Below are 17326 nucleotides of genomic sequence, written 5' to 3' on the forward strand. Positions count from 1 at the left end.
CACGCCGTCCGCCGGGAGTCGCGGGCCGGACACGGGCCCGACCGGTGGCGGGCGGCGGTCGCCGAGTCCCGGTCCGCCGCGGCGGGCCGGCTGCCGCTGCTGCGGCAGTCGTCGGTACGGGAGGAGGCGTCGCTGTTCGCCATCCATCCGCCGACCGGGCTGCGGCGGCGGATGCTCGCCGGCCGGCCGTCGTACCAACCCGCGGTGGAGCTGACCGACGAGCGGATGGCGCGGATCGACGCCGAGCTGGCCCGCGAGTACGAGCGGGTGCGCCGCGAGGTGAGCTGGTCGGGCCGAGGCTCAGGCGCCGGAGGGCACCGGCGCGGGCGGTGCGATCGGCTCCGGCGCCGCCGGCCGCGCCGCCCGGATCGCGTAGGCCAGCGCGTACGGGGTGCAGGCGAGATAGAGGAAAGGCTGCAGTTCCACGAGATCGGTGATGAGGAAGATCTCCCGCTTCGTCGGCCGGGGCAGCCCGAACGACCAGTCCGTCCAGCTGGTGAAGAGCCACAGTGGGGCGGAGACCCGGTCGACGGTGTCGCCCTGGGCCACACCGTCGATGACCGTCTCCGGGCCGCCGGAGATGAGGTTGACCACGGTGAGCACCACGGCGAGGTCCGCGGCGACGAGCGCGCCGAGCACGCCCACCAGCCAGGCGGCGCGGACCCGCCCCGGCCGGCCAGCAGCCCCGCGCCGTACAGCGAGAGGGTCAGGCCGGCGAGCCAGAGCACCAGGCCCGGCGCGACGCGGGTCAGCTTCTCGGTGCGGGGCGAGGAGCAGCGTGGCCACCGTCCGGCGGAACGGTCCGTCCAGTCCAGATCGCGCGACCAGTGGAACGCGCGCCCGGCCAACGGCCAGGCTGCCGGCGAACCGGAGCATCCGCAGCCGCTCCCCCCGCTCGGCGAGCACATGCAGCTCGGCGTGCCACTCGCGGGACAGCTCGTCGCGCACCTCGGCCGGCCAGCGCCGGGCGGCCGTCCGGAGCAGACGCTCGGCCAGCCGCCGGGTCACCACGCGGGAGCTCCGGTCGGCTCGGCGCCACCCCGGCGCGGTCGGGGGTCGGGGCTCAACGCCCGCAGCTCGGCGAGCGCCTGCCGGGCGGCGCCAACTCCCTCGGCGGTCAGCCGGTAGTACCGGCGGGCGGGCCGGCCGGCGGCGGCCGGGTCGACCTCCTCCCAATCGGCGAGGAGCCAGCCGGCCACCTGGAGGCGGTGCAGCACCGGGTAGAGGGTGCCGCTGGGCAGACCGGTGAGCTTCATCAGGTCGAGGCCGTACCGCTCGGCCGCCGGGTCGGCGAGCAGCGCCGAGAGCACCTTCGCCACCGGGATGGTCATCCGCACGGCTAGTACTGTATCGGAACTCTACATAGGGGGGTAGAAGCAGCTTCGCAGATGCCGCTCGCGCCGATCAGCGGAAGGGCTGCCGGCGCCGGTGGGACAGATCAGGGTGGTGGTGTCGGCCGGGATGGCTGTGCGGATCGGTGTGCACGGTGGCGCCGGCCAGCCGGGGCACGGCGTGGGTGAGCTGATGCTCGGCGTCGGCGGCGATCTCGTGTGCGGCGACGAGGCTGAGGTCGGCGTCCACGACAAGTTCCGCTTCGGCGTGCAGCCGGTGCCCGATCCAGCGGAGTCGCACCGCGGCCACGTCGCGGACACCGTCGACGGCCCGCAGCGCGGTTTCGGCCTGGTCGACCAGGGCGGGGTCGACGGCGTCCATGAGGCGTCGGTAGACCTCGCGAGCGGCGTCCTTGAGCACGAAGGTGATGGCGACGGCGATGACCAGGCCCACGACGGGGTCTGCCCAGCGCCAGCCGAGTGCGGCGCCGCCGGCGGCGGCGAGGACGGCGAGGGACGTGTACCCGTCGGTGCGGGCGTGCAGGCCGTCGGCGACCAGGGCGGCGGAGCCGATGCGTCGGCCGACGCGGATGCGGTACTGGGCCACGAGCTCGTTGCCGACGAAGCCGACGAGACCGGCGGCAGCCACCCAGGGCAGGTGTGCCACGTCGGTGGGGTGCAGCAGCCGGGTGACGGCGGTCCAGGCAGCGGCGACGGCGGACGCGGCGATGACCGCGACGATGATGATGCCCGCGAGGTCCTCGGCACGGCCGTAGCCGTAGGTGTAGGCGCGGGTGGCCGCACGGCGACCGAGGAGAAAGGCGATTCCCAGCGGTACGGCGGTCAGGGCGTCGGCGACGTTGTGGAGGGTGTCGCCGAGCAGGGCGACCGAACCGGAGAGCACCACGATGACCGCCTGGGCGACGGCCGTGACCCCGAGGCCGACCAGGGAGATCCACAGGGCGCGGAGACCGTCGCGGGAGGACTCCAACGCGGGGTCGATCTTTGCCCGCGAGTCGTGGGAGTGCGGGACGACGGCGTGGGCCAGCCGATGCCACCACGCAGCGAGCCGGCCGCCATGACGGTGGCGGTGTTCGTGGTCGTCGTGTTCGTGGTCGTCGTGTTCGTGGTCGTCGTGTTCGTGGTCGTCGTGTTCGTGGTCGTCGTGTTCGTGGTCGTCGTGTTCGTGCAAGTGGTCGTGGTCGTTCACCGCTCCCCCAGGTCGTGCGGTCGCACGGACGATCCGTACCCCTCGACGGCGGCGATAATATGTGCTCATGTACGCACGCGACAACGTTGCAGATGCCAGCGACTTGCAACAACGCCTTCCCCCCGGGCAGGAGGTGGAGGCGGCGACCGAAATGCTGCGGATGCTGGCCGACGGAACGCGGCTACGGCTGATGTGCCTGCTCAGCGAGGGCGAGTACGACGTGACGGCGCTCGTGGCGGCGGTCGGGATGGCGCGGCCGGCGGTGTCGCAGCACCTCGGCAAGCTTCGGCTGGCGGGGCTGGTGAGCGTGCGACGGGACGGCCGCCGCGCCCTCTACCGCGCCGGAGGCGGGCATGCGCGCCGACTGGTGACCGAGGTGATGCACGCGGCATCCCACCGGGTGACCGGCGCACCCGAGCACGACTGAGCGCCTGGCTACTTCACAGCAGGTCACCGCGTTGATCGAGGCGGTGACCTGGTGGGCGACGGACGAGTCGACCTAGGCGGGTAGTGACCAGCCGGGCGTGGCCAGTAGGGCGCCGTCGTCGCCGACGAGCAGGGCCTCGTACCCGGGTAGCGTGGCGAGCCATGTCACCGACTGAGGCCCCTGCGCAACCGCTGCGGTGGCGTACACGTCCGCCCAGGTCAGGGACGGGCCGATGACGGTGACCGAGCGCACGCCCCGGGCGGGGGCGCCGGTGTGCGGGTCCACGATGTGCGCTCCGCGGTGTGCACTGCCCGAGGTCGCGACGGCCCCGTCGACGACCTCGATGGTGGTGAGGAGCTGATCGGGCTGGGCCGGATCCTCCACGCCCACGCGCCAGGATCCGCGTACCGTCATGTCCCCACCGGCATTCAGGTAGAACGCGTACCCCTCCAGATGCTCCGCGGCGCGCTCGACGGCCCAGCCCTTGACGAGGCCGGACGGGTCGAAGCGGGTGCCACCGCCGGTTTCGGGAAGGTACGCGTTGAAGTAGCCGCCCGTACGCTGCCGCGCCTGCTCGCACAGGTCGAGTACCGCGTCGACCAACGGGTCATCTACCGGCTCTCCCCGGTTCAGCGCACTGAGCCGGCTGTCCGGGCGGTACGGGCTGAAGACGGCGTCCATCGCGCGCAGTTCGGCGAAGGCCCCGGCGACGGCGGTCGCCGCCGCCGGGGAGTCGGCACCGGGACCGCGCACGTGCACGCTGACGGGCAGACCCATGATCTGCTCGACGAACGCCTGCCTGGTCACGGGTTGGCCTTGAAGTGAACGTCGTCCAGCGCGGCCTGGAGCGACTCCTTGTAGCCATCGCTGGTCAGCGTCGCCCCGGACACCGCATCGATCTGCGCGCTCTGCGCGGCAAGCGCCTCCGTGCGCAGCTGCGGCACCGCGCGCTTGTTGATCTCGCGGGAGCGGTTGTTCGAGTTCGGCACCGTCATCGGCGTGATTTCGGTGATCCGGCTACCGCTGATCTGGGCCTGCACCTGGACGCGCCCCCGCTTCGTCTGCACGATCGGGCCGTTGGCGACGGTGGTGGAACCGGACCGTTTGACGGTGCGCCGTGACGTCCCGGGGTCCACCGGCGCAACGCCCGGCACGCCTGCGTCGCCGACGGTCCCGGTCGAAGGCGAGCTGTCGGGTCTGGTCGACGTCCGGTAGTTGAAGAGAAGTACCACCACGGCGATCGTGGCGAGGAACCAGATCGTGATCTTACGCATGTCTTCCTCCTCAGGTCGGATTGTGAGCGCCATGAGGATTGGGTGGCCGAGTTACCAGGTGAAGCGCTCAAGATGAATGCGCTCCGCCGGCACGCCTGCCTGCCGCGCCGCCCGTACGACCGATTGCATCCACTCGTCCGGTCCGCAGACGAACACGTCGTGCTGCGCGACGTCCGGGACAAGGTCGCCCAAGGTTTTCGCGTCGTCGCCGAATCCGGCCGGCAACCACGAGTCCTCCCGCCCGCGCGACCCCAACAGGTACTCCACGCGCAGGCCGCGGACGGCCGCGAGGCGCTCAAGTTCCTGGCGAAACACCAGGTCTTCTGCCGAGCGAGCCCGGTACAGCAGCGTGGCGTTGCCCGGCGCGTACGGTAACTCTTCCAATAAGGTCCGCAGCGGGGTAATTCCGATCCCGGACGCGATCATGGTTAGCCGCGGAGCCGTGCGCCGGGCGGCGGTCAGCCGGCCGTACGGCCCCTCAATCAGCACACGGGTTCCCGGCCGTAACTCTGACACCTTCTCGCTGCCCTCGCCGCGGGATCGCACCGTGATCCGCAGCATGTCCTCACGCGGCACCGCGGACAGCGAGTACGGATGGCCCCGACTCCAGCCCGGGCCGCTGAGGAAGCGCCACTGGAAGAATTGCCCGGCGCGTACCGGCAACTCGTCCAGGTGGTGTCCGCGCATGTAAATCGAGTGGACGCCGGGAGCCTCTGGGACGACTGCGGCGACCGTGAGTCGGTGCCGCAGCGTCCGCCAGGTCGGCAGCCCCAGTCGGAAGGCGACCACCGTGCCGGCGCACGCGGCGTATGCGGTCCACCAGTACAGCGTCGCGGCCCGGGAGCTGGTGAAGTCGGCCCCGGTCCAGATCTGATGCGGCAGCGCCAGGCCGACGCCGAGGTAGGCGTAAAGATGCAGCAGGTGCCACGACTCGTAGCGCAGCCGCCGCCGCACGGCCCGCAGGGAGGTGAGCACGACCATCGTCAGGGCGGCCGCCCCGGCGACCGCCAGCAGCACTCCCGGATACGTGGTGACCAGGCTCCACGCCTCGCCTGTCACGGAGGCCCCATCCGTCGCGGCGTAACCGACCGTGATCAGCACGATGTGCGCGAGCAGCAGATCGAAGGAGACAAACCCGACGACGCGGTGCCAACGGGCGAGCCGGTCCTGTCCGTATGTGCCCTCGATCCACGGCACGCGCGCCATCAGCAGCACCTGGATGAGCAGCAGGTCGGCCGCGACAAGCCCGGTCAGCCGACCGATGGACGTCACGCCCGCCATCCAGCCACGAAGATCCTGCACCCCGCCGCCCCGCACCCAGAGCGCGGCTACGATCAGCACGCTGACCGCGCCGACCGAGGCGATCACATCGGCCCACCACGACCAACCCGCGGTTCGTAGGGGCCTGGCCGCCACGCCGGCCGCCTGCGCCTTCCCAGTCACAAGACCCCCCTCCCGCACGAGCCCTGTTCGCCCATTAACCGTCGGAGTTCCCCATTGCCATCTCCGGAATCCCCCGGCGAGCGTGTGGTGCCATCGGAGAATCGACCAGAAGACCTCACACCGGAAAAGGATGATTGAGGGCGATCGCGCGTCTATTTACCGGCGAGTTCGGGGAGCCGCACAATAGCTACGTCTCGATGATGCCAATTTCTACGCGCCGCGTCCGCCCTTTTCATGGCAGCGGGATCTCAGTAAGGCGTCGAACGCCAACCGATGATTGCCGCCAACGCCCGTAGACAGCTGAAATACGACCAGGTCGCAGCCTTGATCAAGGCCGCGACCTGGTGGGCGACGGACGAGTCGACCTGTACGCCGGATTCTGTGACCGATGACGCCCCGAGGGGCGCCGTCGGCGGCGGCCATCCATCTCGGCCTGCCGTCGCCGGCAGGCTCCAGCGGCCTACCCGCAGACATCGGACGGGCAGCCCTCAAGCGTCTGCGCGGACCGTCATCTTTGCGGTGACGACCCATTCTTGGCCTTGCTCCGGGTGGGGTTTACCTAGCCATCCCGGTCACCCGGGATGCTGGTGGGCTCTTACCCCACCGTTTCACCCTTACCGTCCCGTATCGGGCCGGCGGTCTGTTTTCTGTGGCACTGTCCCGCGGGTCACCCCGGGTTGCCGTTAGCAACCACCCTGCCCTGTGGAGTCCGGACGTTCCTCGGCGACGGGCCGGAGCCCGTCGACGCGACCGCCCGGTCGACTCGTCCGTCGCGCCTCCATCCTAACGACGCGGCTCGCTCACCCATTTCCACCCCGGAGGATCATGCCCGCGGGCCCGGCGCGACCGGGATCGTGATTCATCCGCGTCATCCGCGTCATCAGCTTCACAGCGGCCTGGCGGCGATGCCGGGGCCACCGGCACCTGGGCGGCGCGGACGGGGGCGTACTAGCCTCTGGGGATCATGGACCTCTCCGACGCCGCGCTCCTGCTCGCCGCCGGTCTCGCCGCGGGCACGGTGAACGCGGTGGCCGGGGGCGGTTCCCTCATCACCTTCCCGGCGTTGATCGCGGTCGGGCTGCCGCCGGTGCCGGCGAACGTCAGCAACTCGGTGTCGGTCTTCCCCGGGTACGTCGCCAGCGTCGCGGGCAGCCGCGCCGACCTGCCACCGGCCCGGCGGTTGGCCACGCTGGTGCCCACCACGATCGCCGGCACCATCGTCGGCTGCCTGCTGCTGCTGGCCACCCCGGCGCGCGCCTTCGAACTGGTGGTGCCGTTCCTGGTGCTGGGCGCGACCGCCGTACTGGCCTTCCAGGATCCGCTGCGCCGGCTGGTCGGCCACCCGGCCGGGCTGAGCCCGCGCCGCCGTACGGTCACCGTCCAGGCCATGGTCGGGCTCGGCGCGGTCTACGGCGGCTACTTCGGCGCGGCGCTCGGGGTGATGCTGGTCGCCGGCCTGGCCCTGGTGCTGGACACCACGCTGGCCCGGGTGTCGGCGATCAAGAACCTGCTCTCCGCGGTGGTGGGGGTGACCACGCTGGTCGTCTTCGCGCTCTTCGGCCCGGTCAACTGGGCGGCGGTCGCGGTGGTCGCGCCGGCCACGCTGGTCGGCGGGTACATGGGCGCCCGGCTGGTCCGCCGGCTGCCGCCGGTGGTGCTGAAGACCCTGATCGTGGTCTTCGGCACGGCGATCGGCCTCTACCTGCTCTGGCGCGCGCTGCGCTGAAACCCGCCGTCGGGTGGGCCCAGGACGCCGAACCGCCCCGGCGCGACGCGGCGCCGGGGCGGTTCGACCAGGTGCGGAGGGGAAAGCTCAGTACGCCTCGCCGACCGGCTCCTCCGGGGCGTGCTCGGCGTCGCGGGCCGCGGAGTTCCAGCGGGACCAGAGCACCCGCTCGCCGTAGCCGGCGGCCATCACGTGCGCGAAGGCCAGGTAGACCAGCACGCCCACGGCGAGCACCCCGAAGCCGACCCAGAACGGCAGCGCCAGCCCGTGCTCGGCGAGCTTGCCGGAGATGATCGGGGCGGGCGCGGCGGCGCCCCAGCGGACCAGGTTGAACGCGCCGGTGGCCACCCGGCGGTCGCTGGAGCCGAGGCCGAGCGCCAGGTCGGTGAGGTTGGCGTTGGCCAGGCCCATGCAGAGGCCGGCGAGCACCAGCACCACCAGCGACCGGGCGGTGGAGTGGGACGTGGCGAAGAGAACCATGCAGACCAGCAGGCCGGCGATGGCCACGCCGACGGTCTGCACCGCGCCGATCCGGTGGGCGAGCCGGTGCCCGATCACCAGGATGCCGGCGGCCAGGCCGAGGCCCCACGCGGTGAACGCCAGCCCCAGCGGCACCACGTCGAGGTGCAGGAAGAGCGGGGTGTAGCCGAGCACCACGAAGAAGACGAAGTTGTAGGCGGCGGTGACCACGCAGAGCGTGACGAACGCCGGCTTGCGGTAGGTGGCGAAGATCTGACGGACGCGTACGGGGGCCTGGCGGTTGGCCGGCTCGCGCAGCTTGCGGGAGGCGACGGCCAGCGCGAGGACCATGAAGACGCCGCAGACGAAGAACGGCAGCCGCCAGCTCACGTGGCCCAGCAGGCCGCCGATCAGCGGGCCGACGGCGAAGCCGAGGCCGAGCGCGGTCTCGAAGAGCCCCACCACCCATTCCCGGTCGATCGCGAGGTTGACCAGCACCACCATCGCGGTGGCGAAGAACATCGCGTTGCCCAGCCCCCAGACTCCGCGCAGCACGGAGAGCTGCACGATGTTGTCGCTGAACGAGGCGAGGATCGCGGCGGCGCCGACCACCGAGACCCCGGTGATCAGCACGGGCTTGAAGCCGAAGCGACCGCTGGCCAGGGTCGCCGGGATCATGCCGAGCGCCATCACCGCGATGTACGCGGTGAAGAGCAGCTCGACCTGCCAGGCGGTGACGCCGATCGCCTCGCCGATGGCCGGCAGGATCGGGTCCACCACGGCGATGCCGGCGATGGCGAGGAAGGCCACCAGGGTGGTGGCGTAGATGGCACTGCGGTTGGGTTCGGATCGCCGATCCACTCCGCGCCTCCAGACAGATAGCTGTATCGTACAGGTAACTCTGTTGTATCATACAGCTATGACGGACGACCGCACGACCGGCACGGACCCGGGCGAGGTCACCCTCGGCCGGATCGAGACCGAGGTGGCGCTGCTGATGCGCTTCGGCGAGGCCACCCGGCGCGGCACGGGCACCATGGAGCACCGGCTGCTCGACCGGGCCGCGTACGTGATCCTGCGGCACCTGGCCGACGCCGGCCCGCAGAACGTCTCCGCGCTCGCCGCCACGCTCAACCTGGACGGCTCGACGGTCACCCGCCAGCTCTCCGCCATGCAGCGGGACGGCCTGATCGCCCGTGCCCCCGATCCGACCGACGGTCGGGGCACGGTGGTCTCCCCCACCGCCGCCGGGCTGCAGCGGATGGCCGCCGTCCAGGCGGCCCGCACCCGGCTCTACGGCGACATCCTGGCCACCTGGTCCCCCGACGACCGGGACACGCTCGCGCAGCTGCTGCACCGCCTCAACCAGGCCCTGCAATCCCGCCCCCGCCCCCGTTGAGGCGCGCGCCGGGCGGCGCAGATGTTAAGAGGGGCCCCCTGTACAACGCCAGGCGTTAACAGGGGGCCCCTCCTTGCACGTCAGGCGACGGGCTCGCGGGCGGAGTCGGCGTCGCGGTCGGTGCCGGGGGTGACGCGCGGGTCACCCTCGTCGGCGAAGTAGTCGTCCGACGTGGTGTGGTCCACCCCGCCGGTGACCTTCGCGGCCCGCAGGACCAGCGTCCCCAGCGCGGCGACCACCAGGTTGACCAGCACCGCCACGATGCCCACGTAGATCGTCTTCTTGGTGTCGAAGCCGAATTCGGACAGCGGGAAGGCCGAGCCGGCGAAGTGCTTCTTCCCGGTCGCCGGATTCGCGATCTGGTAGAGCATCCACATGCCCATGCCCATGCCGGCCACCCAGCCGGCGATCAGCGCGCCCCGGTGGAACCAGCGGGTGTAGAGGCCCAGCGCCACGGCCGGCAGCGTCTGCAGGATGATCACGCCGCCGATGAGCTGGAGGTCGATGGAGAACTGCGGGTCGAGGAAGATGATGAACGCCAGCGCGCCCACCTTGACCAGCAGCGAGGTCACCTTCGAGACCTGCGCCTCCTGCGCCGGGCTGGCGTCCCGCTTCAGGTACTCCTTGTAGATGTTGCGGGTGAACAGGTTCGCCGCCGCGATCGACATGATCGCCGCCGGCACCAGCGCGCCGATGCCGATCGCCGCGTACGCGACGCCGGCGAACCAGCTCGGGAACTGCTGGTCGAACAGCAGCGGCACCACCGTGTTGCTGTCCACGCTGCCCGCCTTGGCGCCCGGCAGCGGCTTCACCCCCGCCGCGATCGCCATGTAGCCGAGCAGCGCGATCAGCCCGAGCAGCAGGCTGTACGCCGGCAGCGCGGACATGTTCCGCTTGATCACGTCCCGGTTCCGGCTGGCCAGCACGCCGGTGATGCTGTGCGGGTAGAGGAAGAGCGCCAGCGCCGAGCCGAACGCCAGGGTGACGTACTGGAGCTGGTTGTTGGCGTTGAGCAGGATGCCGTCCCCGGGGGCGGGTGACGCCTTGAACTTCGCGTCCGCCGCGTTGAAGATGTCGCCCCAGCCGCCCAGCTTGTACGGCAGGTAGATGATCGCCACCAGGATCACGATGTAGATCAGCGAGTCCTTGACGAAGGCGATCAGCGCGGGGGCGCGCAGGCCCGACTGGTAGGTGTAGGCCGCCAGGATGGCGAACGCGATGATGATCGGCAGGTGCCGGGCCAGCGCGTTGTCGCCGGTCACGCCCATCGTCTTGAGCACCGACTCGATGCCGACCAGTTGCAGGGCGATGTACGGCATGGTGGCGACGATGCCGGTGATGGCGACCAGCAGCGCCAGAACCGGCGAGTCGAACCGGTTGCGGACGAAGTCGGCCGGGGTGACGTAGCCGTGCCGGTGCGACACCGACCAGAGCCGGCAGAGCACCAGGAAGACCATCGGGTAGATGACGATCGTGTACGGCACGGCGAAGAAGCCCATCGCGCCCGCGCCGAACACCAGCGCCGGCACCGCCACGAAGGTGTACGCGGTGTAGAGGTCGCCGCCGACCAGGAACCAGGTGATCCAGCCGCCGAAGTTGCGGCCGCCCAGTCCCCACTCGTCGAGGTGCGCCATGTCGCGCGGCGCCCGCCACCGGGCCGCCACGAAGCCCATCGCGCTGACCAGCAGGAAGAGGAACGTGAAGACGATGATCTCGGTCAGATGGTCACGCCACATCACCGATCACCCCGCTTCTTCGTCATCTGGTAGACCAGCGTGGTGGTGGCCACGCCGAGGATGATCCAGGCCAGTTGCAGCCAGTAGAACCGCGGGAAGCCGAACAGCCGGGGTGAGTCGGCGTTGAAGAGGGCCGGGATCAGCGGCACCACGATCGGTATGAAGAGCAACCAGTTCCAGGGACTGTGGTCCTTCGCCCTGGATCGCGCCGGGGTCGGCGCCTCCGGTTCGGGTGCTGCCATGTGACACACCTCCGGGAAAGTCGTAACTAGCCATGTGACGGCCGGAGGCTACGACCCTGTGAACGCGGTCACGTTCAGCGGGGCGACGGCGATGCGCCGAACGGCCGGCCGCGTGCGCCGAGCGGCGCGGGCAGCCGGCCCGGCGGGGTGACGTCAGAGGGCGGCGAGGTGGGCGGTGTCGTTGACCACGCGCACGGCGACGCCGCCGTCCGGGTAGAGGTCGAGCAGCGAGATGCCGGCGGTGTCCAGGTAGAGCCGGTGCAGGAAGGCGTCGCCCGCCGCCAGGGCGTCGCGCAGCACCAGCTTGATCGGCGAGACGTGGGAGACCAGCACGACGGTCTCCCCCGGGTACGCCGCGCGCAGCCGGTCGACCGCCCGGCCGGTCCGCTCGGCGACCGCCGCGAACGACTCCCCCTCCGGCGGGGCGACCCGGGTCGAGGCGAGCCAGGCGTCCAACTCGCCCGGCCAGCCCTCGCGCACCTCGGCGAAGGTGCACCCCTCCCAGGCCCCGAAGTCGCACTCGATCAGGTCGTCGTCGGGGCGCACCGGCGGGTTGCCGACGACCGCGGCGATCGCCTCGGCGGTGGCCGTACACCGGGACAGCGGCGAGCTGACCACGGCCGCGACGGACGGGGCCAGCGCGGCCACCCGGGCGGCCGTGGCCCGGGCCTGGGCGCGGCCCCGGTCGGTCAGCGGCACGTCGCCGCGGCCGGAGTAGCGCTTCTGCACGGTCCGCTCGGTCTCGCCGTGCCGGACCAGGATCAGCCGGGTGGCGGTCTCGGTGGGGCGCGGCTCCCAGGAGGCGGGGGTGGTCGCCGGGTCGGTGCCGGTGGCGCGGCCGGTGGCCGCCCGGGCGGCCGCCTCGCGGGCGGCCGCGCGGGCCGCCGAGTCGGGGCCGGCGACCTCGCGCGGCGGCTCCACGATCCGGGGCGGCGCGACGGTGGCCCGGCTCGGGGCCTTGCCGGCGGCCACGTCCATCGCGGCGTTGGCGAGGGCGTCGGCGTGCTTGTTGCGTTCCCGGGGAACCCAGCTGAACCGCACGCTGGCGAACCGGCCGACGAGGCCGGCGGCCTGCGCGGCGAGCGGTCGCAGACCGGGATGCTTGATCTGCCAGCGGCCGCACATCTGCTCGACCACCAGCTTGGAGTCCATCCGGGCCTCGACCTCGGACGCGCCCAGCTCGGCAGCGGCCTCCAGCCCGGCGATCAGGCCGCGGTACTCCGCGACGTTGTTGGTGGCGGTGCCGATCGACTCGGAGCGTTCGGCGAGCACCTCGCCGGTCTCCGGGTCACGGACCACCGCGCCGTACCCGGCGGGACCGGGATTGCCCCGGGACCCGCCGTCGGCCTCGACGACGACCGCGCCGACCGCCACGACGGCTACAGGCCCGACTCGTTGGTGCGCACCATGATCCGCCGGCACTCCTCGCAGCGGACCACCTCGTCCGGGTCGGCCTTGCGGATCCGGGCCAGGTCGGCGCCGGAGAGCTCCAGCCGGCAGCCCCCGCAGCGGCCCGCGGTGAGCAGCGCGGCACCCAGCCCGGTGTCCTCGCGGATCTTGTCGTAGAGGCCGACCAGGTCGGCCGGGAGGTCACCGACGAGCGGCTGACGGGCGGAGCGCTTGAACTCCTCCTCCTTGCCGATCTCGGCGAGGCTGGCGTCGCGGCGCTGCTCGGTCGCCGCGCGCCGGTCCCGGGCCTCGGCCATCCGCCGCTCGATGCCGTCGAGCACGCCCTGCGCGGTCTCCCGCTGCTCCATCAGCTCCAGCTCGGCGTCCTCCAGGTCGCTCTGCCGGCGGTTCAGCGAGACCAGCTCGTGCTGGAGCGCCTCCAGCTCTCGGGCGGGGCCGCCGCCGGCGGCGAGCCGGGCCTCGTCCTTGCTCTTGCGCGCCCGCACCTGGTCGACGTCCTTCTCCAGCCGGGCGATGTCCCGGTCGAGGTCGTCGACGGCCACCTGGGCGCGGACCCGCTCGTCCTCCAGCGCGGAGAGTTCCCGCGCGAGGGCCTCCAGCTCGGCCCGCTCGGGCAGCGACCGGCGGCGGTGGGCGAGCTGGGCGAGGGCGGTGTCGATCGCCTGGAGGTCGAGCAGCCGGCGCTGCACCTTCGGGTCAGCCTTCACGGGCGGGGCTCCTTGTCGTCGGGACGGGGTGCGGCGGCGTGCACGGTCCACGGGTCGGTGTCCAGGTCGGACACCACGGTGTCGACGCCCAGCGCGGCCCGCAGGTGGGCGGCCAGGTCGTCCAACCAGGGGCGTTCGGTCGCCCAGTGGGCGGCGTCCAGCAGGGCGGGGCCGCCGGCGGCGAGGTGCTCGCCGGCGGGATGGTGGCGCAGGTCGGCGGTGAGGAACGCGTCCACCCCGGCGGCGGTCGCCTCGGCCAGGAAGCTGTCCCCGGAGCCGCCGCTGACGGCGAGGGTACGAACCATACGCCCGGGATCCCCGGCGGCGCGAACTCCCCAGGCGGTGACGGGCAGCACGGCGGCGGCGTGCCGGGTCAGCTCGGCGAGGGTCATCGGGGCGAGCAGCTCGCCGATCCGGCCGATGCCCCGCCCCGGGCCGTCGGCCGGGGAGCCGGGGCGCGGCCGGTGCAGCGGGCGCAGCCCGGCCAGCCCGAAGCGGGCCGCGAGGGCGTCGGAGACGCCGGGGTCGGCCACGTCGGCGTTGGTGTGCGCCACGTACAGCGCCACGTCCGCCTTGATCAGCCGGTGGACGATCCGCCCCTTGTACGTGGTCGCGGCGACCGAGGACACCCCGCGCAGCAGCAGCGGGTGGTGGGCGACGATCATGTCGGCCCCGGCGGCGAGCGCCTCGTCCACGGTCTCGGGCACCACGTCCACCACGCAGGCGACCCGGCGCACCCCGGCGGTGGGCTCGCCGAGGACCAGGCCGACCCGGTCCCACTCCTCCGCCCAGGCGGGCGGGTAGCGGCCGTCCAGCACGGCCACCACGTCGGCCACCGTGGGTGGGGATCCGGTTGTGCTCACGGCCGGCCAGCTTACCGGCGCGGGCCGTGACACACGCCCTCGACCGCCGGGACGCGCCCCGAACAGGACCGGGCAGCGCGCCGGCGGAACTCGGCGGACGACCCCGCGCCGCGCCCCGAGGTCATCCGTCCCCGGCTCAGGCGACCGGGGCGACCGGTCGGCGCAGGCTACGCAGGGCCGCCAGGCCGGCCCCCCACGGGAAGGCGTCCTGGTGGCGCTCGCCGCCGCCGGGCGGGTGCAGCGGGACGACGTGGTCGCCGAAGACCACCGCCACCCCCCACTCCCGCAGCCGGCCGAGGCTGGCCCGGAACGCCGGGTGGGCGGCCATCGCCGTGTTCGTGTACGGCACGGCGGCGACGGGCAACCCGAGCCCCTGCCCCTCGATCAACAGCCCGAGCGCGAGGGTGTCGGTGATCCCGACCGCCCACTTGTTGACCGTGTTGACCGTCGCCGGGCAGACCAGCATCGCGTCCGCCGCCGGCAGCACGTCGGGATCGCCCGGGTTCTTGTAGTGGGTGCGGACGGGGTGACCGGTCTGCCGGGCCAGCGCGGTCCGGTCGACGAACTTCGCGCCGTCCGGCGTGGTGACCACGCAGACGTCCCACCCGTCCTGCTGGGCCAGCTCGACCAGCCGACCCACCTGCCGAGCCAGCGGCGAACCGCAGGCGATGACGTACAGCACCTCGCGGTGCCCGTCGCTGCGTGGACCGTTCATCCGACCGGCACCACGCTCATACTCCGACTCCCATGTGCACAGCCAACTCCGCAATCGGCGGAGGCGGCGCACCCCGTGTGCGACGGAGCACGTCCGACATCACCTCGTGGGCGATCGGCCGGCAGCGGATCTCGGACGGCGCGAGCCGGTCGCCGCGCAGCAGCATCTCACCCGCGTTCGCCACGTCGCCGATCTGCGCGTAGCCCCGCGCGATGTCGAGCAGGTGGTGCGCCCGCCGCTCGGGCAGCAACGCGTTGAAGGCCGGCTCTGCGATGCCGTGGTGGATCTCCACCGCCCGCCCGCCGTCGCCCAGTTCCACCGCGGCGGCGGCCCGGTGCAGCTCCAGATTGGTCGGGCCGAACGAGGTCCAGTAGTGGTTCTGGTCGCCACCGAGCAGCGTCGCCGCCTCCTGGGCGCCGGTGAGCAGGTCGTCCACGGTGGCGGAGTCGCCGATCCGGGCGGCGGCCATCGCGCCCTGGAGCAGCAGCATGCCGTAGACGGAGAGGCGACCCGGGGAGGCGTCGTTGCCGCCGCCCGGGGCGAGCCGGTTGGCGATGTTGACGTTGAGTTCGAGCGCCGGCCGGGCCCGGCCCATGGCGACCAGCGCGTTGCAGACCCGGGTGGTGGCGATGCCGGCCAGGAGTTGGTCGTCGGCCCGCTGGGCGACCGCCATCGAGCGGTCCGCGGCCAGCCAGGCCAGGTCGCACTCGCCGAGCTTGCGCAGCACCGAGGAGGCGATCTGGTAGACCTGCCCGAGCAGGTGGGCCGACTCCCGGGCCTGGTCGCCGCCGTGGCCGGCGTCGGCCGCTTGGGCGTCGCGCAGCAGCTTCGGCAGGGCGCGGGTGAGCATCCCGTACCGGCCGTACTGGTAGGTGAGCCAGGCGTGGTTGACCGCCTTGCGCATGTCGGCCAGCGGCGGCGGGCACGGCGCGGCGTCGAAGTACGCGCTCATCGAGTCGTACCGTTCCAGCGCGGCGCGGATCTCCTCGACCTCGACCTGGTCGATGCAGTTCAACGCGTCGGTACGTCGCTCCGGGTCCTTGCCGAGCAGCAGTTGGACGTCGACCTGGAGGATGTCGGCGATCTCGTAGAGGACGGAGAACTTGTCCAGCCGCCGGACGCCGCGCTCGACCTTGTCCACCCAGCTCTTGGACTTGCCCAGCCGGTCGGCGAAGACCTGCTGGGACATCTTGCGCCGGCCCCGCCAGTACGCCACCCGACGGCCTATGGGCAACTCGTCCATGTCCCCATCCCTCCCCCTGCCGCGTCCGCCGCCGCCCCCGACCGGCTGCCCCTCGGGGCCTTTCGGTTTCAGGTTTTCGCTGGTCGCACACTCTGTACGTCAGCCGTACAGCCAGTCCTCGTAGTTTTCGTGCAAGTTGCACCGGCCGTTTCGTCAGCTCAACGATCGTGGGTTACGGCAGTGACGGCGCTCGACATGTGGCGTGTGGACAGTCCGGGCAGGGCGAGAGGAGATGGCACATGTGGGGGAATGTCGGACCGCGCGTCGCTCACCTGTCGCCCCTGGAGCGGGTCCGGCTGCGCCGGGTCGCGGTCCGCTACGCCGGGCACGGCTGGGAGGTGACCCCTGGCGCGTGCCTCGCCAACAGCCGCTTCGTCTGCGGCCGGGCGGGCTGCCCCACGGTCGGCTGCCACCCGGCCCTGGAGAACTGGGAGCAGGCGGCGAGCGCCGACCCGGCCCGGGTGGCCACCTGGTGGCGCAGCCGCCCGCACGGGGTGCTGCTCCCCACCGGCCGCGCCTTCGACGTGCTGGAGGTCTCCGCCCACCTCGGCCGGCACGTGCTGGACGCCCTCGCGACCCACCCCGCCGGCTTCGGGGTACGCGGCCCGGTCCTGGTCACTCCCACCGGCCGGTGGATGTTCCTGGTCCGCCCCGGCGACCCGCTCCGGCCCGAGCTGGAGCACTGCTTCCACGTGGTCCGGCACGGCCCGGGCTCGTGGATCGCGGCGCCGCCGACCCGGCTGCCGGAGGGGATCGTCCGGTGGGCCGTCGCCCCCGAACAGGCCCGCTGGCAACTGCCCGACTCGTACCTGGTGCAGAACGCGCTGATCGACGCGTTACGGGCGGCCGGGGTGACGCTCACCTCCGACCTGCTCCCCGGCCAACTCCCGCTGCCCCGCCGCGGCTGGTGACCCGACCGCCGCCCGAGCGGGTGAACGACCGCCCGGCGGCAGCGACCCCGGCGGCGTCGACCTCGTTGAACCGGTGACGGCGCACCGACGCCACTGAGCGGGGGTAGACCATGTCCAGGGACGACGCGGCACGCCACACCGGCGGCATCGAACCTTCGCGGCACCGGCGCCGCCCGTACGGCTGGGCCGGCACCCGCCCGTGGGGCACCCGCCCCGGCCTTCCCCGCCCG

The 17326-nt window shown here is 72.4% G+C and carries 18 protein-coding genes and 1 other RNA gene; 4 read left to right on the plus strand and 15 right to left on the minus strand.

What is annotated here, in order from left to right; genetic code table 11:
* Positions 1-300: 300 nt before the first annotated feature.
* From ACFOYX_RS06070 to ACFOYX_RS06080, 3 genes are all read right to left on the minus strand, one after another.
* The gene (locus tag ACFOYX_RS06070) at positions 301-1011 is read right to left on the minus strand and encodes a hypothetical protein (protein ID WP_322442258.1); all 711 of its coding nucleotides are present in this window, start codon (positions 1009-1011) and stop codon (positions 301-303) included.
* The gene (locus ACFOYX_RS06075) at positions 1005-1337 is read right to left on the minus strand and encodes a PadR family transcriptional regulator (RefSeq protein ID WP_322442257.1); all 333 of its coding nucleotides are present in this window, start codon (positions 1335-1337) and stop codon (positions 1005-1007) included. The genes ACFOYX_RS06070 and ACFOYX_RS06075 overlap by 7 nt, the downstream gene beginning before the upstream one ends.
* Before the next feature lie 67 nt (positions 1338-1404).
* Positions 1405-2541: a cation diffusion facilitator family transporter gene (locus ACFOYX_RS06080; protein ID WP_322475112.1), complete on the minus strand. Its 1137-nt coding sequence runs from the start codon at positions 2539-2541 to the stop codon at positions 1405-1407.
* A gap of 67 nt (positions 2542-2608) precedes the next feature.
* Here ACFOYX_RS06080 and ACFOYX_RS06085 point away from each other — a divergent pair, with 67 nt between their 5' ends.
* Complete coding sequence (locus tag ACFOYX_RS06085) at positions 2609-2968, plus strand: metalloregulator ArsR/SmtB family transcription factor (RefSeq protein ID WP_322442255.1); 360 nt, start codon at positions 2609-2611, stop codon at positions 2966-2968.
* Positions 2969-3040: 72 nt separating this feature from the next.
* Here ACFOYX_RS06085 and ACFOYX_RS06090 read toward each other — a convergent pair whose 3' ends face one another.
* The 4 genes from ACFOYX_RS06090 to rnpB form a co-directional block, all read right to left on the minus strand.
* Complete coding sequence (locus ACFOYX_RS06090; RefSeq protein WP_322442254.1) at positions 3041-3775, minus strand: FAD:protein FMN transferase; 735 nt, start codon at positions 3773-3775, stop codon at positions 3041-3043.
* Positions 3772-4242, minus strand: coding sequence for an FMN-binding protein (locus ACFOYX_RS06095; protein ID WP_322442253.1), 471 nt, complete (start codon positions 4240-4242; stop codon positions 3772-3774). The genes ACFOYX_RS06090 and ACFOYX_RS06095 overlap by 4 nt, the downstream gene beginning before the upstream one ends.
* 51 nt (positions 4243-4293) lie before the next feature.
* Positions 4294-5610 (minus strand): ferredoxin reductase family protein, encoded by a 1317-nt coding sequence (locus ACFOYX_RS06100; RefSeq protein ID WP_322442252.1) that lies wholly within the window; start codon positions 5608-5610, stop codon positions 4294-4296.
* A 427-nt stretch (positions 5611-6037) separates the two neighbouring features.
* An RNA gene (gene rnpB / locus ACFOYX_RS06105) (RNase P RNA component class A) lies at positions 6038-6451 on the minus strand.
* Positions 6452-6649: 198 nt separating this feature from the next.
* On the opposite strand from rnpB, the gene ACFOYX_RS06110 reads away from it, so the two are divergent.
* Entirely contained in the window at positions 6650-7411 is a 762-nt protein-coding gene (locus ACFOYX_RS06110; RefSeq protein ID WP_322442251.1) for a sulfite exporter TauE/SafE family protein, read from the plus strand.
* Positions 7412-7498: 87 nt separating this feature from the next.
* Here the strand turns inward: ACFOYX_RS06110 and ACFOYX_RS06115 are convergent, their stop codons facing one another.
* A complete protein-coding gene (locus ACFOYX_RS06115; protein ID WP_322442250.1) occupies positions 7499-8731 on the minus strand; it encodes an MFS transporter in 1233 nt (410 codons plus the stop codon).
* Positions 8732-8789: 58 nt separating this feature from the next.
* On the opposite strand from ACFOYX_RS06115, the gene ACFOYX_RS06120 reads away from it, so the two are divergent.
* Positions 8790-9269, plus strand: coding sequence for a MarR family winged helix-turn-helix transcriptional regulator (locus ACFOYX_RS06120; RefSeq protein WP_238454414.1), 480 nt, complete (start codon positions 8790-8792; stop codon positions 9267-9269).
* 80 nt (positions 9270-9349) lie between these two features.
* Here the strand turns inward: ACFOYX_RS06120 and mctP are convergent, their stop codons facing one another.
* The 7 genes from mctP to ACFOYX_RS06155 form a co-directional block, all read right to left on the minus strand.
* Positions 9350-11005 (minus strand): monocarboxylate uptake permease MctP, encoded by a 1656-nt coding sequence (gene mctP, locus ACFOYX_RS06125; protein WP_109799968.1) that lies wholly within the window; start codon positions 11003-11005, stop codon positions 9350-9352.
* On the minus strand, positions 11005-11247 hold the full coding sequence (locus ACFOYX_RS06130; RefSeq protein ID WP_109799967.1) for a DUF3311 domain-containing protein: 243 nt from the start codon (positions 11245-11247) through the stop codon (positions 11005-11007). Before ACFOYX_RS06130 ends, mctP begins: the two co-directional genes overlap by 1 nt.
* A gap of 153 nt (positions 11248-11400) precedes the next feature.
* Positions 11401-12621, minus strand: a complete 1221-nt coding sequence (locus ACFOYX_RS06135; RefSeq protein WP_322442249.1) for a bifunctional RNase H/acid phosphatase — start codon at positions 12619-12621, stop codon at positions 11401-11403.
* Positions 12622-12626: 5 nt separating this feature from the next.
* Positions 12627-13364: a zinc ribbon domain-containing protein gene (locus tag ACFOYX_RS06140; protein ID WP_109799965.1), complete on the minus strand. Its 738-nt coding sequence runs from the start codon at positions 13362-13364 to the stop codon at positions 12627-12629.
* A complete protein-coding gene (locus ACFOYX_RS06145; RefSeq protein ID WP_322442248.1) occupies positions 13361-14227 on the minus strand; it encodes a Nif3-like dinuclear metal center hexameric protein in 867 nt (288 codons plus the stop codon). The genes ACFOYX_RS06140 and ACFOYX_RS06145 overlap by 4 nt, the downstream gene beginning before the upstream one ends.
* Positions 14228-14363: 136 nt before the next feature.
* On the minus strand, positions 14364-14942 hold the full coding sequence (locus tag ACFOYX_RS06150; protein ID WP_109799963.1) for a flavoprotein: 579 nt from the start codon (positions 14940-14942) through the stop codon (positions 14364-14366).
* Positions 14943-14958: 16 nt separating this feature from the next.
* Positions 14959-16185, minus strand: coding sequence for a helix-turn-helix domain-containing protein (locus ACFOYX_RS06155; protein ID WP_322442247.1), 1227 nt, complete (start codon positions 16183-16185; stop codon positions 14959-14961).
* A 239-nt stretch (positions 16186-16424) separates the two neighbouring features.
* On the opposite strand from ACFOYX_RS06155, the gene ACFOYX_RS06160 reads away from it, so the two are divergent.
* A complete protein-coding gene (locus tag ACFOYX_RS06160; protein ID WP_109805326.1) occupies positions 16425-17096 on the plus strand; it encodes a bifunctional DNA primase/polymerase in 672 nt (223 codons plus the stop codon).
* Positions 17097-17326: the final 230 nt, after the last annotated feature.

It is taken from the genome of Micromonospora sp. GCM10011541, from assembly GCF_042650725.1.
GTDB lineage: Bacteria > Actinomycetota > Actinomycetes > Mycobacteriales > Micromonosporaceae > Micromonospora > Micromonospora sicca.

Excerpts from the sequence above, each read along its gene's own strand:
- ACFOYX_RS06155 (WP_322442247.1), bottom strand. The coding sequence starts at position 16,185 with ATGGACGAGTTGCCCATAGGCCGTCGGGTGGCGTACTGGCGGGGCCGG.
- ACFOYX_RS06110 (WP_322442251.1), top strand. The coding sequence starts at position 6,650 with ATGGACCTCTCCGACGCCGCGCTCCTGCTCGCCGCCGGTCTCGCCGCG.
- ACFOYX_RS06085 (WP_322442255.1), top strand. The coding sequence starts at position 2,609 with ATGTACGCACGCGACAACGTTGCAGATGCCAGCGACTTGCAACAACGC.
- ACFOYX_RS06160 (WP_109805326.1), top strand. The coding sequence starts at position 16,425 with ATGTGGGGGAATGTCGGACCGCGCGTCGCTCACCTGTCGCCCCTGGAG.
- ACFOYX_RS06130 (WP_109799967.1), bottom strand. The coding sequence starts at position 11,247 with ATGGCAGCACCCGAACCGGAGGCGCCGACCCCGGCGCGATCCAGGGCG.
- ACFOYX_RS06095 (WP_322442253.1), bottom strand. The coding sequence starts at position 4,242 with ATGCGTAAGATCACGATCTGGTTCCTCGCCACGATCGCCGTGGTGGTA.
- ACFOYX_RS06120 (WP_238454414.1), top strand. The coding sequence starts at position 8,790 with ATGACGGACGACCGCACGACCGGCACGGACCCGGGCGAGGTCACCCTC.
- mctP (WP_109799968.1), bottom strand. The coding sequence starts at position 11,005 with ATGTGGCGTGACCATCTGACCGAGATCATCGTCTTCACGTTCCTCTTC.
- ACFOYX_RS06150 (WP_109799963.1), bottom strand. The coding sequence starts at position 14,942 with ATGAACGGTCCACGCAGCGACGGGCACCGCGAGGTGCTGTACGTCATC.